This window comes from Haladaptatus marinus (assembly GCF_051194195.1).
This window is the reverse complement of sequence record NZ_JBLZNK010000007.1, coordinates 208,791-226,585: the sequence shown is the minus strand read 5'-3', so window position 1 is coordinate 226,585 and position 17,795 is coordinate 208,791. Positions and strand designations below refer to the sequence as shown.

The following is a 17,795-nucleotide window of genomic DNA, read 5'->3' as shown; positions in this document are numbered from 1 at the left end:
GTAAGGTGGTGGTCGAACTCGAACTACGAGAGCACCGTGTCGGTGTCAAGCTTCGATCGCAGTTCCAAGTGAGCGTACGTTTCTCGTTCTTGGAGCACGGAATCGGCTCCCAGCGTAGAGGTATCTGCGACGAAGTCGCGTTCCGAGAGTACACTGTTGACTCCCAGATACGTGTTTCCGGGGTGAGACGCTCCGCTGAGCCGTATCCACGGCCGAAGCCTCACGACTCGTCCGACCGCGTGGGCCGGAGTCATAGACGCGGCGACTCGTTCGAACGCCTGCAACTGGTCATCAGTGACCGACGGCGGCAGGTACACCACGAAACACTGCGGGCAGTCGACGTGAGCGAGAAACGGTTGTTTCGCGTCTTCCACGTCGATGCAACTGAGACTGCTGTATTCCAGTAACGACACCGACTGGGTCGTCCGCTCGCGTTCCGCTGCTGCCTCCTCTGGGGTCAACCAACCTCGGTTCACCTGCTCCCGAAGCCATTCCCGTTCTCGCTCCATCGCCGCCTGCCAGTTCGTCGGCGGGACCGCTACGTCGGCCAGATGAATCCTGAACGACTCCAGCAGTCCAGACCGAGTTCCACGTTTCTTGAACAAATCCGGTGCTCGTTCGAGACGCGTTCGATTCACCGCTTCCGACCACGTCTCGTCCACGTCGATAGCGAGCCATCGGCCCAACCATGGAAGATACTCGCCGGGGAGGCCACCAACGTCTAAGTACTTCGTGACGCTCTCTATTCCCTCCTCGATGCCGACGAATGCGCTCTCGAAAATCGACAGAAACCGTTCCAAGAACGCCGCACTCTCTACGTCTTCTCTGTACGCTCTCGGAAGGTAGCGAAGGTAGGACTGACGCGGGAAGTACGCCCTGAACGAATCGACGCTCGGCGAGGTCGTTTCGCTCCCGAGGAGTTCGATTCGAACCCACAGATACTGCCCGTTCGCGTCGTCCAACAGCGCGTCTCGAGGATTCAAAAGCTCCACCGAACGCCCGTGTCTCTCCCACTCAACATCTAGACGTTGCTTCGCTCGGGTCAACCAGACGGTTGTCTTCTCGGTCGAAACCGAGAGCAATTCGGCGAGTTCGGTAGGCGACACTGAGAGCAAGGCCGACAGTCGTGAGATGCCAGCGTCGGAAAGTCGGACTCTCTCGACAGGGTCGACAATAGTAGTCCACTCTTCGCCAACAGCCTCGTCCACGATGTCGCCTGCCTGCGCTAGCCACCCGTCTGCCGCGTCGGTGCCGGTTTCTGCGATTTCTGCAACTGTTTCCGAATCGACGCCTAGCAACTCCACAACGCTCGTGATACCTGCATCTCGGAGGCGCGTCTCGAAGGTTGGGTCGATACCGGTGATGTCCTCCAGTTCGCTCTCGACGCGTTCTTCGGCGAACTGCTGGCCCAGCGCGAGCCATTCCGTGGTTTGGGACGACTGAACCGCAAGGAGGCGAATTATCTGTTCGGGAGTGAGTTCGACCAACTCCCACAAGCCCGTGACGTTCGCCGCACGAAGTCTTTCGGCGTAGCCAGCCTTCATCCGGAGATCTGTTTCGAACTCGCCGACCTCCGCCACGTCTGTCGCGTGATAGCGCAAGCGTACCTGCGACCGTGGTCCGCCAGAGTCGAATCCCATCGTCGCCCGGTGCCACTCCGTCTCTTGCACGCCCGAGTCGAGTCGTCGCCACGCCCACGCGTCGTACCTGCCCGTTTCTGCGTTTTGCCTGTTCCGCCTGCTCTCGCTCAGGAAATACAGTTCGCCTCCGTAACCATTCGGTGTCTCATCCCGGTGGCCGGTAATCGCATAGAGACCTCGCCCGAGTGCTGTCGTTTCGATCCGTCGCAACAGCAAGGTCGAACACGCTTCGTTGAAGCTCGAAATCCGTTCGAACAGGCTCGTCTCGGGATGGTACCGGTACGGCGTCGTTTCGCCAGTTTCGGGAGTTCGAACCCCGAGCAGAATCTGGCCATCGGCCGCGACTTCGATGCACTGCGGGTCGATGTTGTCCGGAATCGAGACTACCCCGTCAATGTGCTCTTCGAACGTCCCACCCGATTCGGCCGCAACGAATCGCTTGACGACCGGTTTGCGTTCATCATCAGTTGCTTCTACTTGATCGAGGACGTAGAGATCTCCCTCCTCGTCCAGAGCGAAGTCTAGGGGGTCAGCGAGTCCCGTCACCGCTTTCTCTGCCGTAACGCCGCCCGGTGTCACCGTGACGATGAATCCCGGCCTCACTTCCGTCTCCGACTCCGAACCGCTGTCTAACACGTAGCCCGACCGCCCGTCTCCCACGAGTGCAACTGGGTTCTCGAAGGGGTCGGTCGCTATCCACCTCGTCTGATATCGACTACGCGAGAAAGCCTGCACCCCGCCAACGATTTGGTCCGCAACGTACAGCGTATCGTTCGTGACACAGAACGCGACTGGCGCTCTCGCAGACTCCGTGCACGGGTTACCGTCGTTCACCGCTGGGGTCCACAAGCAGGGCAACCGTTGGAGCGAGTCCTTTCGATGGTCGTACCGATAGATGTCGCCTTCTCGAGTGAGGACGTAGAGGTCGCCACACTCGTCGATAGCGATGTCGATAGGCGTGAACTCGTCGGGAGGGTCTGTAACCAATTGTCGAGGCGACACGTAGGTCGGTGTCCGCTCTCGTGCTAACCGCACTGTATTAGCAGTGACTTTGAAGTTCATTCCATGCCACCTCGACCATTCTTCACCGCTCCGAGTATCGTCAAACGTAAACTCCATATCAGGTCTCCACCCCACAATGTCCGCGGTCAGATTCGACAACCACGCTGTGGTCTTCCGAAAAGACGAGCGATGACTGCCCAATTTCGACGTTTCCACCATGATACCGTGCAGTCGCTCCGGACGCGGTAATGGCTACGTCGAGTACGCAATCGACTCCCTCTACCTCCGCTATCACTTCGTAGAGTTCGGACTGGTACACTGGTCGGCCAAATGGCCACCCATTTCCGTCGAACCCTTCCAACGGATGCAGGAACTCCGCAAGTCGGTTCTCTACCGCAACCGTCCGCTCGGGGCCGGAGTAGCCTCCTGCGATTCGTATCTCGGCGGTGACGCTAATACCGACGTACGCTGGAGGTTCGACAGTCACTCGCTCGGTGAGGAGTCGATGTTCCTGCAAGTGACAATCGACCGCTTCCAGAAACCCGTTCGTTGGAACTGGCTTGTCCCGAGTACTGAACGGAACGACGATAACGCGGACGTTCGGCCGTCGATTACAGCCTTCCGCAGTCGTCCCAGAATAAAGGACAGCCTTCGCACGCCCAAACCTAAGACCCGGTGTATTCGTTGCGACAGTCCCGTAATCGACCGCCGTCACGGCTCGGTATGCCTCTCGCAGGTCCGCTCGCAACCGAGCGAACGCTGCATCGAGTGATTCTGCGTCACGACCACCACTCGCTGGCCCGTTCGGGTGAACCAGCACGTCCGAGAGGTCGACCGACGATTCGAACGTATATGTCTGCTCATAGTCGAATGCGTCCTCATCGGTAATCGTCTCGAACGGCGGAGACGGGTAGCCGACCCACTCGCTACCAGTGGGTTGGTCGTGGACGACGATATCGTCTATCCCCGACTGCCAGACGAACCGGACCACCGTTCCGGGATCGATTCGAACCGCCATCGGCGAGAAAACTCCCTTCACGTCCGTCTCGGAACCACCGTCAGCACCGACCGTGATTTCAACCTCCAAGTCTCCCCGTCGGTCATCGGTCGTGACTTCACCCGGTACGTCTGCGAACCAGTCTCCGTAATCGAACTCTGAAGCATCGCCTCCCTCGGGTGGGTCGCCGACGACGATTGCCCCTCGTCGCTTGAGCGAGGTGTCCGCCCCCGAGTAGAACTTGTAGACCCCGTCTCGAACCACAATTTCAGGTCGGAACTGCCACGACGTAGACTCGGGAACGTTACCCTCCGTCCCGCCACCGTGAACGTACGACTTTGCAACGACTTCCCGACCAACATCGGGGATTGCACCTCGGATTTCGTCGCCGAACCGAATCGTTCCCGCCGTCACATCAAGGACGTAGTGGTAGTCGTCCGAGGCAGAACCATCGAAGTCTTCCACTCTCGTCCACTGCTCATCGAGTATTCCCTGTGGATCTCGGCGCACCACAATGTCCGGTGTAGACCGGTCTTCGAGTACCGGACCGTGTTCGAAGCCAAACGTTTGACTCGGACCGGCCGTCGTCTCCGTGCCACCGTCGGGTCGAGTGAGTACTTCCTCAGTGACAGTCGATTTGTGGATGGCCTGTACAGTGTTCACGTCGATAGACTCGAACTGCGGCGGTACTTCGTGGTGGGGCGCACCGTCGTACGAGGGGTCTTCTTCGCTTGGTTTCTCGATGAGACACCGTATCCAAACAAACCCCTCGTCTTGGCCGAGGACGCCGTGTTCTGGACTGGCTTTCTCTCGGTTCCAGTCCGACGGGCGGGCAAGGTGAACGGTACCGTCCTGATAGAGTCGATTCGTCCCGTCGTACGGCACGTCGAAGTCGTGCCAGTTGGGGTCCAGATACCAACCAGTGTACTCACGGCAGTACTGCCACGAGACTACGACCGTTGGGCCGAACGTCGAGGATTCGGTGCCGTGAGATGCGGGATCTGGAAGACCTTCGTCGTGGAAGTTCATCGCAATGTCGAGGGTTCCGACACCGTCGAATGGGTCGGTATCGAACCCGAGGTACATCGCGCTCCCGACGCGGGCAGTTGCTCCGAACCCGAGGAAGTGAACGTCGGGAGTGTCGTTCGCCATCGTGTTGTCGATTCGACCGCTTTCCGTCTCCGAAATCACCCGCACTAGTTCGGCCGTGGTCAGTGTGACCGGAGCAACCGTCTGGAAGTGTTTCTGCTCGCCAGACGCGTCGTCAGCTACCAACGGTTGACCTTCCGGAACAGTCGTTCCTTTCGTCCCTTCGGGGTGTCGTAGTCGGAGGCTGGCAGCTGCTGGCCGTGGTGGCTCAGGGGTGACGCCGAGTAGTTTCAGGTACTTCCTGCGGTGGGCGTCGGTTACTTGGTCGAGTTGGTAATTGTAGGACTCGGTGAGCCACGAGAGTGCTTCCAGAATCGTGATGCCGGGGTCGTGGACGTTGTGGTCAGTCCACGTTTCGGAGTGGACTGGAATGCCTTGTCGCGCCTCTTCGAGTATCGATGCGAAGTCCCGGTCGTCCAGTTCAGGTATCTTGAGTCCCATCTACTTCCCCTCGGTGTCCGTGTCCGCACTCATTCCATCGACAGTGACAACGTGAGCTCCACTGTAGACCAGAACGTCCACCGCGACGTTCGGCGGTTGCTCGCCTTCCGTAACGGTCCGTGTTTCGTCGTCTCCGCGGAACGTCACCGACAGGTCGGCGACATGGTCTACACCGTCGATTCCTTCGAGGAGGGCATAGAAGTCAGAGAGACACGGAAGCTCCCCGAACTCCCAGCCAACGCCTGTTTCGCTGCCCGTGAGCGGGTGGAGGAAGCCAGATAGTTGGTCTCGAATGTCGGCCTCCAAAGTCGAGATACTTCCCACGGACCCCGCTTCGATGGTCGTCGTCACCGACACCTCGACGTAACTCGGCCCCCTGACGACGAGTTCGGGGACTGAGACAGCATCGTTACCCGAACGAACTCGGTCGGCAGCGACGAGGGTTGCAGGCGCTCGGTCGCTGACACCCCCGGTGACGCGGTGCTTGAGTTCGACCGATGGAACTGGCTTCTCGCGCTGGTCGTTCGGAACGATTAGGACCGTCACCCATCCCGGGCTATACTCGCCCATCTCGTCCATTGCTGGGATACATTTTGCTCTGGCGAGTTGGCGAGACGCGGCCATGGCTACCCGTTCGAAATCTTCTTTCGCCACTGCCTTGCCACGGTCTCTGAGTTCCTTCGGCGCTCGCGTGAGGACGCCCGCGAGCAACTCCGAATCGGCACCGCCGTCGCCGGGTTCGGGGTTCGTGACCGAATCGACGAACGGAATCAAACTGAGCAGGTCCGTCACCGCGGCAGTCTCGACGTTCCCCCAGACGCCACCACCCGTTCGATAGTCGATTCGAAGGTTGTCCACGCCCTGCGGCGGTATCCGCCCGTGGACGCCGTTTCCGAAAGTGAGTCGGCCGCTCGTCGCGTTCATCTGATAGTGTCGGTCGTCGTTGCCCGATTCGAGGAAGTCGTCTACTGGGCCCCAGCGAACCCAGAACGCAATTGTCTGGTCGTCTGCACTCGTCACCTCCTCAACTGCGTCAGGATGAGTTTCGAGGAGCGTTTGTCGCTCGCCTTCCGAAAGTACGGGGAGTTCGTTCACCCAAACAGCCTCCTCCGTCACGGGCGGCGTAGCAACGATGAACGTCTGGGACTGAGTTCCATCACTCGACCCAAGAATCTCTCCCTCGATCCGTTCGACGTTGTAGACCCACCCGGTATTGATGTGAAGCCCAGACAGCTTTGGCGGGGTTCGGTCCGGCGTTCCCGCAGGCGGGACGGTTGCCAGTCGCTGTTCGCACGGATCCGGCACTCCTTCGACCTTTGTGGTGACGAGTTCGCCATCTGGAGTCTCGATGGTGACGGCATTCGTTGCACACTCGTCCAACGCGGGGTGGTCGAAGTCGAAGTGAACGACTCCTTCGTCGGCGGGATCCGAGCTGGTTGCGATAGTGAGGGGTCTGCCGGGGGCAACCGTTGTGTCCTTTCGGAACGTCCTGACTCGGTCGTCGGGCCGAGCGCACGCGAATTTGATTCGGTAGCCAGCTAGATTTATCACTTGTGTCCCCGCGTTCAGCAACACGACACGTTGGTCTACCGAATCTATCCGGAGTACTTCCACCGGGAGGGCTGTCGGGTCGGGTAGCTTGCCAGTGTCCACCTCCGGGAGGAACGCTTGACCATCGACTCTAGCGCGTATCCAGTGAAGTTCTTCACCGAACTCCGTACTCGGGGTGGTTGGCTCTTCGAACCGGAAACTGACGATGCCCTGTTCGGTGAGGCTCTCGGTTCCGTCGGTCGTATCAAGCAGTATCCACTCGTCCCCCAAGCGATTGCGGTATTCCCAGCGAACACGGGGGTGGAATCCGGAGGGATATTCTTCGTCTGTGAGCGAGAAAAAGAGGTTGAGAGGCCCGTCGCGGAGTTCTCTGTCGAAACCCACGTAGAGTGTTTGCTCGCTTTCCGGCAGTCCAAAGAATGGCTTCACGCTTGGCGACGGTTCACCGTCAAGCGTGGCAGTCACGTCCTCGTAGTTCAGATTGTTCTGCGTCACCAACGTCTCGGCGTCTTTCGTGAGCAGATCCTCCTCGCGACTGTCGTAGGAGAGCCACGTGCCACCGAATCGCGGCGGTGTACCGACGATGCTGGTCGCCGTTTTGCCCGCTATCGCGTCCGCTTCGCTGTATGTTAATCGGAGATATTCTCCCGAGACGAGTTTCGCTCGAATCCAGAAACCCTCGTGTCCCGCCGCAGTCGTTGGTTCGAAATCATCAGGGATGGTGAACGACACAGACCCAGAGCGTCGCAGATCTCTCGTGTCGTCCTCGAGATCATCCAAGAGCGCCCATCCCTCGCCGTTCCAATACTCCCACGAGATTTGTGGTTCGGGCCACTCTTTGGGCATAGTTGTGAACGTCACGTCCCAACTCTCGTCTTCGAAACGCGCTCCGAGGGTTCTGTCTGGGGTCGCGTGAAACAGGTGTGCATCTGTCGTCGTCTCTCCGTCTCTCGCCACCAACTCCTCTTTCAGCGTAATCTCGACGCCTTCGTAGACGCCGGAGTCGAGATACTGTGACTCTCCGAGCAGTTCGTTCGGATCGTCACTATCGAGACCGACAAATGCCCCGTTTGGAAACTCGTCTGCTGGAATAGCCACCGAATCTGCAGTCACCACCATTCCGTTCGAAACCTGTTCTGGGATGGAAACGTCCGGTTCGGTAGCCGTCTCACCGACTTTCCTGCCCGACGGAATAAACGTCATCTCCGCCATCACGGACCCTTTCGTGAACACTTCTTCCGACCCAACGTAGAGCGTACTGCGTAGCGGCCACGACTCTCCAAACGGATACAGTTCCGCAGGTTCCTCCTTGCCTGTTTCTTGGTCGTCCGAGGTCACTTCCAATGGAACATCGCCAGATAGCAGGTCGTCCGGCAGTATCCGCTCGACGGTGCCGGTACCGCCTTTCGGCGGGACGAGAGACAGACGGACCGACTTGACTTCGACGCCAAACAAGTCCTGTGGAGCGTACGACTTCGATTCCGCGAGCAGCTCCGCGTCGAACGGGATTCGACAGCGAATCCACTTGCTCTTCGTCCCTGCCACCTCCCGTTCTGTGGTTTCGGTCGTCTCTTTCGGAAGCGTGAGATCAACTGTTACCGTCGTTCCCGACACTTTCGACGTGGAGATGCTGGTAATTCGTTTCCACCCCTCTGATTTCACGCCGTCTTCCTCAGTCTCTCCGTAGAAGTCCCACTTCAATCGATCCGTGAACACTTCTGACTGTACCGACTGAGTATCCGTTTCGATTGTCACCCAAATCTTCGATTCGGATTTCAAGGTCAGGAGGTCAACGTGGCCGACGTAGAGGGCGTGTTCCTGTCGGTCCGTCCCCGTGAAGAGTTCGGTCTCCACGCCCGACTCCAGTGCGTCTAAGTGCGCAAAGATGTCGTCGTTGACCGGGTCGGTCGTGACGACTGCTTCGATAGATGCTGGCGTCCCTTCGAACCCATCTCCGGCGAGAATTTCGAAGAGTTGTTCCGGTCTTTCCCCCTTCGCGGGTGCTACCGTCTGTGTTCCCTCCGAAATGGCCACGTTCTCCTCCACGTCCGCTGTGACCTGAAACGACACCGGCAGTCTCGATGGTTGCGGTGGATTCCGACCGAACCCGAGCGAATCGAAGAACCCGATGCGGTGCTTCTCGGGGACTCGATTCAGGCGTTCGAGAACATCCTCACCCATCCCGGAGAACAGCGTGAGCAACGTCGCACCAACATCGTCGGCGTCTGGGTCCCACTGTTCCGTATAGTAGGGCGCGATGTCTCGCGCTTGTTCGAGGAGGTCGTTTCCGTCTCTCGAATCCACGATGGGTCGTTCGGACACAGTATCAGCGCTCCTGCAAGTAGAACGGATAGACCAGATTGAACTCCGTATTCGTAGTCCGAATCCGGTAGCTCACCCGTATCAGGAGTTTCCCCGACGCTAGCTCTTCGGTGGAAACGTCCACGTCCTTCACCTCGATTCTCGGTTCCCATTTGACGAGTGCGTCCCGAACGGTACTTGCAATGAGGTTGCGCGTCGTCGTATCGATGGTGGCGAAGGCGTACTCGTGGATACCACACCCGAAGTCCGGTCGCATGATTCGCTCGCCTTTTGCAGTGCTGAGGACGAGGTAGATGGCCTGTCGAACGTCTGCTTCGGCGGTCGAAAGCTCCAGTTCGTCATGCCGGTCGGTTTCGACCGGGAATTTCCACCCCGTTCCGAGGAAATCTTTGCTCATTGTTCTCCAGTGTCGTCAACCGATGAGTACCGTTGGCTCACCGCTGGCTATCGAGTTCGGTGGTCCATTCTCGACGATGCTGTCGCCCATTCGCGTGGCTGGAACGTTGTTTATCATGACCGTCGAACTGCCCATCTGGACGGCCCCTCCAACGTGCGGAATCGGCGTCGGTGTTGGCGTCGAAAGCGGACACGTGTGGAGGTCTGTCGCCCGCCACGCCGGTTTCCCACCGATGAAGACGTTTGAACTTCCCGCTCCCGTGAGTGGTGTCGCGTGTGCAGTCTGGTCGAGGATACGTGCTGCTGGTGGCATGATCGTTCAATTGATGTTTACGATAGAACCTTTGAGAGTCAGGACTCCAGAGGCCTCGATGTTCGCGTTTCCGTCCGCTTTGAGTTCGAGCATCGGGGTGTCGATGGTGAGTTTCGTGCTACTCGACAAGGTGATAGCACCTTGTTCCGAGTCGAACTCGATTTTGTTCTGGCCCGCGTCTTCGATGCTGATTGCGCCCCCACCGGAATCGTCGAGTACGACGGTGTGACCCCCGTTCGTGGTTATCTCGACCTTTCCCTCGGACTCAGAGTCATCGAAGACCACTTCGTGACCGCTCCGCGAACGAATCTTCCGCACGTCGTTCTTCCCGTCTGCGTTCTTCTCGGGCGGTTCGTCCTCACCGTTCCAGAGCGCGCCGATGACGTAGGGATGGTGGATGTCACGGTTCTCGAACGCGACGAGAACTTCGTCCTCCGGTTCCGGGAGGAAGTACGTCCCTCGGTCTTTCCCGGCCATTGGCGTGGCAATTCTAGCCCAATAGCTCTCATCATCGGCGTCTCGCCACGGAAACTGCAACCGAACCCGGCCCAGATTCTTCGGGTCTTTGTTGTTGGTGACGATGCCGACTGCAACGCCGCCCAGTCCGCCGTTATCGCCCGTAAATTCAGGGATACTCATTGGATTGCTCCATTCATTTTGGTCGCTCCGTCAGTTGAAACGCGGTCGTGTACCCTGAGCTACCTATCTGATGGGTGGCTTGTTCGACGAAGTAGTCGCCCGAGAATTTCTCGTCCACCCCCTCGATTCGAACCGACACACCGGCACGAATGTCTGGGATTCCGAACGTCTCCGCAGTCCCTCGAACGAACGACTGGGAAATCCGAGCCATTTCGGCTTCCGCAACCGTTCTCGCCTCGTCTACGGATTGCGTCTTCACTCGGAGAACGCGCTTCCCCGTTCCTTCGGACTGCTCCACGGTAGTGACCACGTCCTTCTTCTTCGCCGCGTCCCAGTACCTCGCTTCGACCGTCTTCACCTGCTCGGCATCGTTGAGTTCGGGCGAGAACGAACTCAGCGACTCACCGTATCGGAGGCTAACGACCGGCGTACTCGGACGCTTGTTCGGTTCGCGGGTCTTGAAGTAGAACGTCTCGCGCCGGACGAACGTTTCGAACCCGTACTTCGCCCCAAGTTCTTCGGCGAGGAACTGGTAATCGCTCTTCGTGTCCTGAATTATCTTGTTCGGCTTCAAATCGGTCGAATCAACCTCCACGTTGTTCCCGAAGTATTTCGAGGCGACTGCCGTTACCACGTCGCTCACTTTGGTCTTCTCCCACGATCCCGAGTTCGTCCCCTTCGTCATCTCGTGAAGTAAGTCGTACCCGCTCACCGCAATCGTCGGCGTCCCACCCGAGGGGAAACTCGGTTGAACCGAACTTATCTTCCCGACGAACGCCGGGTCCGCTTCCGGTCGCTCCACGTTCGGTGACGGTTCGAGTTGCTTTCCGTAGCCAAGCCACAGACGCACCGACGTGCCGACTTCGAAGTCGTCCCACTCGAACCCCGAAAACGAACCAGTCGAGTAATCGAAGGGGTAGTTGAGCGTGAACGAAAAGCGGTCAGCACCTTCCATCGTGGTATCGACCGACACGTCAGAGAGGACACCGTGGGCTTCGGTGAAGGTCTGCCCACCGATTTCCGCCCTGAACCGCGGCGAGTAGAAATCGCCGTACCGCTCTTGGAGTTGCTGAAGCGTCATTCACTCTCCCTCCAATGGTGGGACGACGAGTTTGGTCCCGGGTCGCAGGACTCGGGGGTTCTCGATTCCGTTGGCGTCCGCAATCGGTCGCCACTCTGTTGGGTCTGCGTACTCCGTCCCCGCAATCGACCAGAGCGTGTCCCCCGATTTGACTTCCCACAGTTTCGTCCGGTCGGCAGATGCCAGCGGATTCTCCGAGCGCTCTCGAACCGGTGGGTCGTACTTCCTGAAGGTGACGGTCACTCGCGCCCGCACTGGCAGTCCGTTCCGGTCGAACATCGTGAACTGCTTGCTGGCGCTTTCGAGGACGGACTCGAAGTCCACGAGGCTACCCCAGACGAACTTACAAACCGGTGGTGCGTGGAGTTCCGTATCAATTGTCAGAAGGCTGTCTATCAACTCCGTGTAGTATCTCACGTCGGTCGCCTCGTCGTCGTGCGTATCGAAGAACAGCTCCATCGACAGAGTCTCCGATTCCCCGGAGACGAACTGGGTGAGAGGCGCTCCGCGCCCCGGTGGACTTTGCTGGGCGTAGCTGACGCCTTTCTCGATGGAGTACTCGGTTGGATTGAACATAACGGGAATCGCTGTCCCGGCCTGTGTGCCACTGAGGATCTGAATTCGTGCGTCTTGAAGACCGGGGTCCGTCGGGCTTGCGGCCATTCAGAACCCCCGTCGTTCGCGTTCGATTCGCGTCTTCTTCTCGAGTTCGCTGTACAGACGGTCGACGAAACGGTTCATGGCTGTGGTGTCTTCGAGGACGGCGGTCATCGTGGTGTCACCTCGGGGTGGTCGTGATCGTGAGGTCGTAGGTTCCGTACGAGCGGACAACGGTGGACCGTCGAGTTCTTCCGTCCTTCTTCGCGCTCTCTCAACACTCTCCCGCTGGTCGATAGTCGTCGCCGTTCGCGCGTCGTCGCTATTCGGGCTAGACGGAGCAGTAGCGAGAGTGAGTTTTGGACGGCTTGCGCTAGTGGATTGGTTATGACTGGAGGGAGATGTGGGCGTGGCGTCGACAGGCTGGCGACCCTTGAGCGAGTCCGGGCTCGCCGGATGCGGTGACTGTAATTCCGTGTTGTCTCCCAGTCTCGATTGCGAGATTGCTTGCATTGGGGCTACCTGGTTTTCGGTAGTGTTCGAAATCGAAGGAATCATTGTCGGGGACGCGGTCGCATCGAGTTGTGTTGTCTCAGCGTGTTTCGCGGTGCGAGATGCCGTTCTCTCAGGTTGCAGTCTGACGAGCATCGGTTCTGCACCGCGAGAGTGAGACGGCTGGTCGGCTAGTTCCAGTAGCACCTGTCGAGGCAGGTCGAGGCGAGTGACGTTCCGAACCGATTTGTGGGGCCGAGTCGAGGTATCGGTACGAGGCGCACCTCGTTCGATGACTGTGACAGACCGCACTGATTCGGTTGGTATGCTCGGGCCGTCGTTTAGATTAGCTGGCATTCGCTCTCTTTGCCGGTCCGTGGTTGTATTATATGCCGACGCTTCCTGATTATCCGAGATGGAGGACTGCGCACGCTGTTCTTCGGTATTTATTCGCGCATTCTGCAAGAGATGCCGAACAGTCACCTCTCGTGGCGAATCCGACTCAACGCCAGCGTACCGGTGTTCGTTTCTCCCGGTTGTGCGCTCTCTTTGCCGGATCTCTTTGACGACGAGTGGCTGGAGAGATAAATACGAAAAGGTGGGTGCGACGTTCTCGCGTCGTCTGCTGGGATTAAGTAGCACACCTGCGAACGATGCGAGGATACCGATTGAACTGTGTTCGCGGAGTTCTGTTGCTATTGGGTATCGATCATAGACTACTCCTATCGATCGTACAAATTGCGGTAGTCGGGTCTCTTCGGTCTCGTCTGGCACCATGTGTCCCCCATTCGTCGGTCGAAAATCGAGGGACGAAATCCTCTCCCTCGTTCCGAGTCGACCCCCTGTGAGTGAGTAGGAAATGTACTACACCTAACTATTTAATGATTGCTCCGGCTAGATTCTGTCGCTATACGAGGAACAGTGTCAGAGAGATGCAAGACGTACTCCATTTGTCTCACTCCAGCTTCATTCGAATATGCGGTTTGCTGTGTCATAGCCGAATCCCGATACTGTTGAACAACTCTACAGCATACGCCAATCCGCTATCACCGTGCCGCGTAAGCTGAGCAACGACTTCTTCGTCCAATTTTACAACACTATCCTTCTGGGTCCTCTCCGAATAAATCCGCTTTACCAACGCAACCTGCTCCTGAGAAAATCCATAATTCTCTTCCCAAGCCACGAAGGCATCTTCGACTGGCAATAACTGAACCCTAATCAAATGACCTCCTTTTCGATCAACGTCAGTCCACGGTTCAGATGCGACAACTTGGCCATCCTCAGTCCAGAATGCAGCAGTAACCCTCTGTTGAGACTTTCCCTCAACTTCCAGATACATGTATTCGAGTGCTTCATCCTTCAACACCTCCCGGTCAACAGGCATGCCCTCGAAAAGCGAGGTTACGTCAATCGAAGAGTTGTCGAACTCACTAGTAAAGAAAACGCCCACCGCCTCTCGCTCGGAAAAAGCAATAGACCCTACACTGCCACTCGAGTCGTTGACATTGTATACGTCCCCATCCCACGACTGTTCGAATGCAAACTCAGGATGATTAACAATCCATACTGCGTGGGCGATCGTCCCCAACAACGCACCTTCACGAAGTTGGGACTGAGTAATTCTTGTTCGGTATGACATACTCTACTCTTCTTCCTCCAGAATCTTATCTAGCTTTCGCAAATTCTCAGTGAAGCTTACCACTTGCGCATTGGCATAACTGTTGAACCCTCCTTTGGATCGGGGGAAGATGTGGTCGATGTTGACTTCATCCGGATCAACGGGTACACCTCGCGCTCGTTTCGAAGCAATGACTAATTCACCGCCACCTGCGTCGGACCGAAGTGCGCCCTTGTTGCGTTTTCTGTTCTGTGCGATAATCTTGGCTTTTTGCTCGCTAGTAAAGTGCTTGAACGGCCCTACGCCGGGTGGATCGGGTATATTTGCATAAGGTCCATCTCCCTTAGCACGAGCGTCGAGGTTCTCGACCTCTTTTTTGACTCGCGTTAGCGGCAAAGCATAGCGGGATCTGCGTTGTTTGCCGCTCTCGATACGGAATTGGAGTAGCATCTGGCCTTGAACTTCCACTTTCCCAATTACCACTGCGGCTTCGCCTCCCTGAAACGGTACTAGTACCAATTCGCCCGTTTCGTACGGCATGTCTTCTTTCTGTTCACCTTCTTTAATCTGACTTGGGCTTGCCGTGAATTCATAATCCCACGTATCCCCTCCGTCGATGACCGTAATAGAACGGAAGACAGGATGGGTCTGCTCTACCTTGGACGCTATTTGTTCCGCCTCCTGTCGTTCAATTCCGCCACCTCCGAGGCTACGCTCTTCTTTGTCAATAGCCGCTAACCCGGCTTGAATCTTCGTTGCCTTCTCGGGGTCATCTGCTTCAACTACTTCTTTCTCGCCACCGATACCTAACGCCCCACCCAATCGCTGGACTGCCGCCTTCGCCTGTTCGAGAACCCATTGAATGCCCCGATTGATCGGCTCTTGGATGGCCGAAACCACGCTACGGATCTTCTCTGGTAAGTCACCGAGCCCCAGAAGATTCGCCAAGAATCCGATGACGGTCGGGATACTCCGAGCTAGCGCATCCTCGACAAGTTTCGCCGCGCCAGCGACGTTCCCCTGTGCGATTGCGAGGATTGAATCGAGAATGGCGTCGACCAGCGAGGCGACCTCGCGCGCACGCTGGAAGAAGAACGTGACCACGTCGTAGATGGCCTTACACGCCTTGATGAACGCGCCGACGGGACTCAGTATGCCGATAATCCACTTGATGCCCGCCTCGATCACTTGTGAGGCGATTATTTCTTGGATCTTGTCCAGCACCATCGCTTTGAGGTCGCCGACTTTCTCTTGGATGTACCGCCACAGCCCCGAGATTCCCTCTGTAATCAGAACTCGGAAAATTTCGAACGTCTTCTCCAGCGCGCTGACCGTCTCTTCTCCGAGAACGGACACTGCTTGGGCGCGAATGTTCTCGTAGGTCAATCCGAGAATCTGCATCACGAGACTGAAGATTCCCGCGAGGTCGAACTCTTCCGGAAGTTGAATCCCTGCTTGGCTGAGCGTTCCAGTCAACCAAGTGACCAGTCCGGCCTGGAGATGTGTCAAGATTTTCGCGATGAAATTATTCAGTCCTAATTTCACCCCCTCTACGAGATTGCCGAAGAATCCGATAGGGTCCTGAATTATCGTCTGTACTGCTGTTGCCGCTTTCCCCAAGACGCCCAACAGCAAGTCCTTGAGTTGCATAATCGTCTGCACGACACCACTCAGCGCGGCAGTCGCTTTGTCCACGAGACCCTTGTTCGCCTCCTTGAGTTCCTCGATACGGGCGTCTACCTGCTGGAGTTTCTCCGTGTACTTTTGAGCGAGCGAGTCTATCAGTTGGTCTTTCTTACTCTCGACAGTCTGCTCGAGTTCGTCGAACTGTGTCTGGATGTCACTGGCGGCCTCTTGCCCGACTGCTTCGAGCGAGTCGGGAAGACTCGCCACGTATTCACTGATCTCTTCTCGACCGTCAGCGATTATCGTCTTCGCTTCGACGAGTCCTGTTTCGACGATCGTTGCGACACGGTCGATGACGGTCTCCATCTCGTCGATGAACCGGTCACGTCCCTCTACGTAGAACTCGTTTACTTCCGGCGGCAACGACGTAACCTTGTCCGCGATCCAAAGCGTCCACCCGCCGACACCGCCGTATCGTTCGTCCTTGTACGCGGTCATCCGTTCATCGACGTAACTCTCGAAGGAGTTCCGCGCTTGTTCGGCCCCTTGGTCGAACGCTTGCATCGCCTCCTGGTCGAGTCGAGCGAGGCGGTCGGTGACGCTCCGTTTCGTCGTCTCGTAGATCTGATTGACGTTCGCCGCGATTTCTGCGCGCTGCTGTTCGTCTTCGCCTTTCGCTTGCTCTTGGAGGTCACCGACCTGTGTTACCAACTCCGAGCGGCCACCGTGCATACCTTCTGTTCGGGTGTCTGCAACTGCTTCTGCCTCCGACTGGGCGTTCGACAGGACACCTTGCTCGTGAGCACGGTACTCGACTGGTGCCTGCGAGGTATGCACTTGTGCTTCACGTTTCGTCTGGAGCGCCGCTGTGAACGCCTGTTCGTTAGCATTTGCGAGTTGTTCTTCTGTGACTCCTTGCGAACTCAACTGCTGGTCTAGCGCTTGCTGTCGCTCCCGGAACGGACCCGACACCTGCGCGGGCGATTTTGGTTTCGGGGCGGCCCGTGCAGCACCGACAGCGGGTGGTGGTGCCCCTGCAGCAGGCGGGTCGAGCGGTGTGGTTGGTTTCGGTTCTACTTTGGAGGTATCTGGCGTCTCTTCTGTCTTCTCCTCGATCGGTTGCTGGGTCTGTGCGGTCTCCTGTTCGACCGTTGCGGCTAAGTCCCCCTTGACCGCCGTGAGTGCGTTACTCTCTTTGAATTCGTCGGCCTCTTCGAGGGTCTTCGGAGCCACGCCAGCGACTTTATCGAGCAAAGCCTGTTTGAACGACGCTCTGTCGAACGGTGGTGGCTCTTGCGTCGCCATCTCCCCGACTTGATTCGCAGCGGCCTTGCTCGTGATCTCGGTCTCGGGACTTTCAGCGGCCGCCTGTGCCTCTGCAGAGGCCGCTGTCGCCGGGGGATGGGCTCGCTCTCTTGTAGCGACGGCTTCTAACTGCTCGACTACCGCTTGGAACCCCGGGTCGTCCGCCGGAGACGTGGGCGCAGTGTCACCAGCACCTTCGGGTGCCGCCGGTTCCTCACCCGCCGCTGACTCTGCACCGACCTCCTCCTCGGCAGGTGGTTCGGTCTCCGGTTCGGGTTCCGTTACGGGCTCCTTACCTGTCGCTTGCGCCTCTGCTGGTCCAGTCTCCGCCATCGTTCCTGTTGGACCACTTGGTGCCGAAGGTGTTGCGTCCGCTCCGTCCCGTTCTGTGTCTTCGGCCTGTTCGGCTTCCCGGCCGGGGCTATCGACTGGCGATTCGGCGGTGACATACCCGTTCAGTGTGCCACTTCTGTGGAGTTCCTGAACGGCCTGATTGCCGAGCGTTTGCTGGAGTGCCCGAACTGAGTGTTCCCGGGACGACGTGGCTGGGGATCGATGCTGGACGTTCACATCGGTCTGCTCGTTTCGGTCGGCCCGCTCTCTGCGTGTTCGCTCGGAAATCATCG

The 17,795-nt window shown here is 57.8% G+C and carries 10 protein-coding genes; all 10 read right to left on the bottom strand.

The features are described 5' to 3' along the window. Nucleotides 1-23 precede the first annotated feature (23 nt). The 10 genes from ACN2TU_RS23100 to ACN2TU_RS23055 all read right to left on the bottom strand — a co-directional run bounded on the left by ACN2TU_RS23100 (nt 24) and on the right by ACN2TU_RS23055 (nt 17,793). The gene (locus tag ACN2TU_RS23100; protein ID WP_435158800.1) at nt 24-2,702 is read right to left on the bottom strand and encodes a phage tail protein; all 2,679 of its coding nucleotides are present in this window, start codon (nt 2,700-2,702) and stop codon (nt 24-26) included. 58 nt (nt 2,703-2,760) lie between these two features. After that, nucleotides 2,761-5,229, bottom strand: a complete 2,469-nt coding sequence (locus ACN2TU_RS23095) for a baseplate J/gp47 family protein (protein ID WP_435158799.1) — start codon at nt 5,227-5,229, stop codon at nt 2,761-2,763. Next, nucleotides 5,230-9,102, bottom strand: coding sequence for a DUF7282 domain-containing protein (locus ACN2TU_RS23090; RefSeq protein ID WP_435158798.1), 3,873 nt, complete (start codon nt 9,100-9,102; stop codon nt 5,230-5,232). Between the two features lie 4 nt (nt 9,103-9,106). Further along, nucleotides 9,107-9,499, bottom strand: coding sequence for a GPW/gp25 family protein (locus tag ACN2TU_RS23085; RefSeq protein ID WP_435158797.1), 393 nt, complete (start codon nt 9,497-9,499; stop codon nt 9,107-9,109). Between the two features lie 15 nt (nt 9,500-9,514). After that, entirely contained in the window at nt 9,515-9,811 is a 297-nt protein-coding gene (locus ACN2TU_RS23080; RefSeq protein WP_435158795.1) for a PAAR domain-containing protein, read from the bottom strand. 6 nt (nt 9,812-9,817) lie between these two features. Continuing rightward, a complete protein-coding gene (locus ACN2TU_RS23075) occupies nt 9,818-10,450 on the bottom strand; it encodes a phage baseplate assembly protein V (RefSeq protein ID WP_435158794.1) in 633 nt (210 codons plus the stop codon). A 13-nt stretch (nt 10,451-10,463) separates the two neighbouring features. After that, nucleotides 10,464-11,531, bottom strand: coding sequence for a phage late control D family protein (locus ACN2TU_RS23070; protein WP_435158793.1), 1,068 nt, complete (start codon nt 11,529-11,531; stop codon nt 10,464-10,466). Continuing rightward, nucleotides 11,532-12,194, bottom strand: a complete 663-nt coding sequence (locus ACN2TU_RS23065) for a CIS tube protein (RefSeq protein WP_435158791.1) — start codon at nt 12,192-12,194, stop codon at nt 11,532-11,534. It abuts the gene before it with no gap. Nucleotides 12,195-13,611: 1,417 nt separating this feature from the next. Next, nucleotides 13,612-14,259: a hypothetical protein gene (locus ACN2TU_RS23060; RefSeq protein WP_435158790.1), complete on the bottom strand. Its 648-nt coding sequence runs from the start codon at nt 14,257-14,259 to the stop codon at nt 13,612-13,614. 3 nt (nt 14,260-14,262) lie between these two features. Then, the gene (locus tag ACN2TU_RS23055) at nt 14,263-17,793 is read right to left on the bottom strand and encodes a hypothetical protein (RefSeq protein ID WP_435158789.1); all 3,531 of its coding nucleotides are present in this window, start codon (nt 17,791-17,793) and stop codon (nt 14,263-14,265) included. Between the last annotated feature and the right edge of the window lie 2 nt (nt 17,794-17,795).

Bases quoted from the DNA above. Each gene is read 5' to 3' on its own strand.
- ACN2TU_RS23085 (WP_435158797.1), bottom strand. From the start codon at position 9,499: ATGAGCAAAGATTTCCTCGGAACGGGGTGGAAATTCCCGGTCGAAACC.
- ACN2TU_RS23055 (WP_435158789.1), bottom strand. From the start codon at position 17,793: ATGATTTCCGAGCGAACACGCAGAGAGCGGGCCGACCGAAACGAGCAG.
- ACN2TU_RS23075 (WP_435158794.1), bottom strand. From the start codon at position 10,450: ATGAGTATCCCTGAATTTACGGGCGATAACGGCGGACTGGGCGGCGTT.
- ACN2TU_RS23065 (WP_435158791.1), bottom strand. From the start codon at position 12,194: ATGGCCGCAAGCCCGACGGACCCCGGTCTTCAAGACGCACGAATTCAG.
- ACN2TU_RS23095 (WP_435158799.1), bottom strand. From the start codon at position 5,229: ATGGGACTCAAGATACCTGAACTGGACGACCGGGACTTCGCATCGATA.
- ACN2TU_RS23080 (WP_435158795.1), bottom strand. From the start codon at position 9,811: ATGCCACCAGCAGCACGTATCCTCGACCAGACTGCACACGCGACACCA.
- ACN2TU_RS23060 (WP_435158790.1), bottom strand. From the start codon at position 14,259: ATGTCATACCGAACAAGAATTACTCAGTCCCAACTTCGTGAAGGTGCG.
- ACN2TU_RS23070 (WP_435158793.1), bottom strand. From the start codon at position 11,531: ATGACGCTTCAGCAACTCCAAGAGCGGTACGGCGATTTCTACTCGCCG.
- ACN2TU_RS23100 (WP_435158800.1), bottom strand. From the start codon at position 2,702: ATGAACTTCAAAGTCACTGCTAATACAGTGCGGTTAGCACGAGAGCGG.